The sequence below is a fragment of the Curtobacterium sp. MCBA15_013 genome, assembly GCF_001865095.1.
In the GTDB taxonomy this organism is placed as follows: domain Bacteria; phylum Actinomycetota; class Actinomycetes; order Actinomycetales; family Microbacteriaceae; genus Curtobacterium.
The window spans coordinates 1-1,388 of record NZ_MJGQ01000054.1; the positions used below are offsets into that span (position 1 = coordinate 1).

The following is a 1,388-nucleotide window of genomic DNA, read 5'->3' on the forward strand; positions in this document are numbered from 1 at the left end:
ATGCCGAAGACCGCGCCGAGCAGAGCGATGACGACGAGCACGGCGGGGAGCCAGAACAGCCAGTGCCACGAGAGGTGTTCGACGATCGGGCCCGCGGCGACGATCCCGACGCCCGCGCCGATGCCGAAGATCGCCGACAGCAGGCCGATCGTGACGCTGACCTTCTCCTTCGGGAGTTCGTCGCGGACGATGCCGATCGACAGCGGCATCACGGCACCGGCGGCACCCTGGAGCGCGCGACCGACGATCAGCGTGCCGAGGTTCGGCGCGAGGGCGGCGAGGACGGCGCCGACGAGGAGGATCGGCAGGACGACGATGAGCACCTTGCGCTTGCCGACCATGTCCCCGAGCCGGCCGAGGATCGGCGTGAGCACCGATGCCGACAGCAGGTACGCCGTGAGCACCCAGCTCGTCGCACTCGTGGAGGCGCCGAGGTCGTGTCCGATGGTCGACAGCGCCGGTGCGACGAGCGACTGCAGGACGGCGAAGGACAGGCCGCCGAGCGACAGCTAGACGATGATCGCCGTGCTGTTCGGCCGGCGCGCACCGGTGGTGGGGTGGGACCCGGTCCGCGGGGTCTCCATGGTCTCGGTCATCGTGCTCCGTACGCTCGGATGTAAACAGTTGCTGACTTGACGAGGGTACGCGGTTCCGGGCTGATGTCAACACTTGCTTACATCCGTCCCCGAACCGCTACGCTCGGAGCATGAGCAAGGACGCCGAGGCAACCCGCCGACTCCTCGTGCAGGCCGCGCGACGTCGGTTCGCCTTCGACGGCTACCGGGCCACCACCGTGCGCGACATCGCCGCGGACGCCGGCGTGAACGTCGCCCTGATCAACCGGTACTTCGTGTCGAAGGAGGGGCTCTTCCGGGAGTGTCTCGACCGCGTCGCCCGCGACCTCGGCGCCGAGGAGCGGCCCGTGCCGGACCTCGAGCGGTCCCTCGCCGGCATGATCGAGCACGCCGTCCGGTCCCCGACCGACGACGACTCGCTCCAGCTCATGCTGCTGCTGCGCTCCTCGGGAGACGACGGCGCGGACGCCATCCGCCGCGAGACACTGCGCCGCTACGCCGAACGACTCGCCGGGGCCGTCCACGACGAGGTCACCGACGACCTGCTCCTCCGCGCCGAGATCGCCCTGGCGGTGGTGCTCGGCATGACCATGCTCCGGACGTCCACGAAGGTGGAGCCGCTCGCGTCGGCCGACCACCAGGCGGTCTCGGACGCGCTCACCGGGGTCCTGCGGCAGCTCCTCGCCGGGCCGCGGTAGCGTCGAGCCGTGTCCGATCGCCACGTCCGTCGCCCCGATCCCGCGCCGCGCCTCGACGAGGTCGACGAGCGGATCCTCTGGACCCTCGCCGCCGATGCCCGGATCCCGAACAACC

At 70.7% G+C, this 1,388-nt stretch carries 2 protein-coding genes; one reads left to right on the forward strand and one right to left on the reverse strand.

Going from position 1 to position 1,388, the window contains the following annotated elements; all coding sequences use genetic code 11:
* Positions 1-509: MFS transporter (locus BIV01_RS16850; RefSeq protein ID WP_217642568.1), on the reverse strand; the 509-nt coding region annotated here is incomplete at its 3' end.
* 197 nt (positions 510-706) lie between these two features.
* Here BIV01_RS16850 and BIV01_RS16855 point away from each other — a divergent pair.
* Positions 707-1,273 carry a TetR/AcrR family transcriptional regulator gene (locus BIV01_RS16855; RefSeq protein ID WP_071296392.1) on the forward strand — a complete coding sequence of 189 codons (567 nt, stop codon included), beginning with the start codon at positions 707-709 and terminating at the stop codon, positions 1,271-1,273.
* The last annotated feature ends 115 nt before the right edge of the window (positions 1,274-1,388 follow it).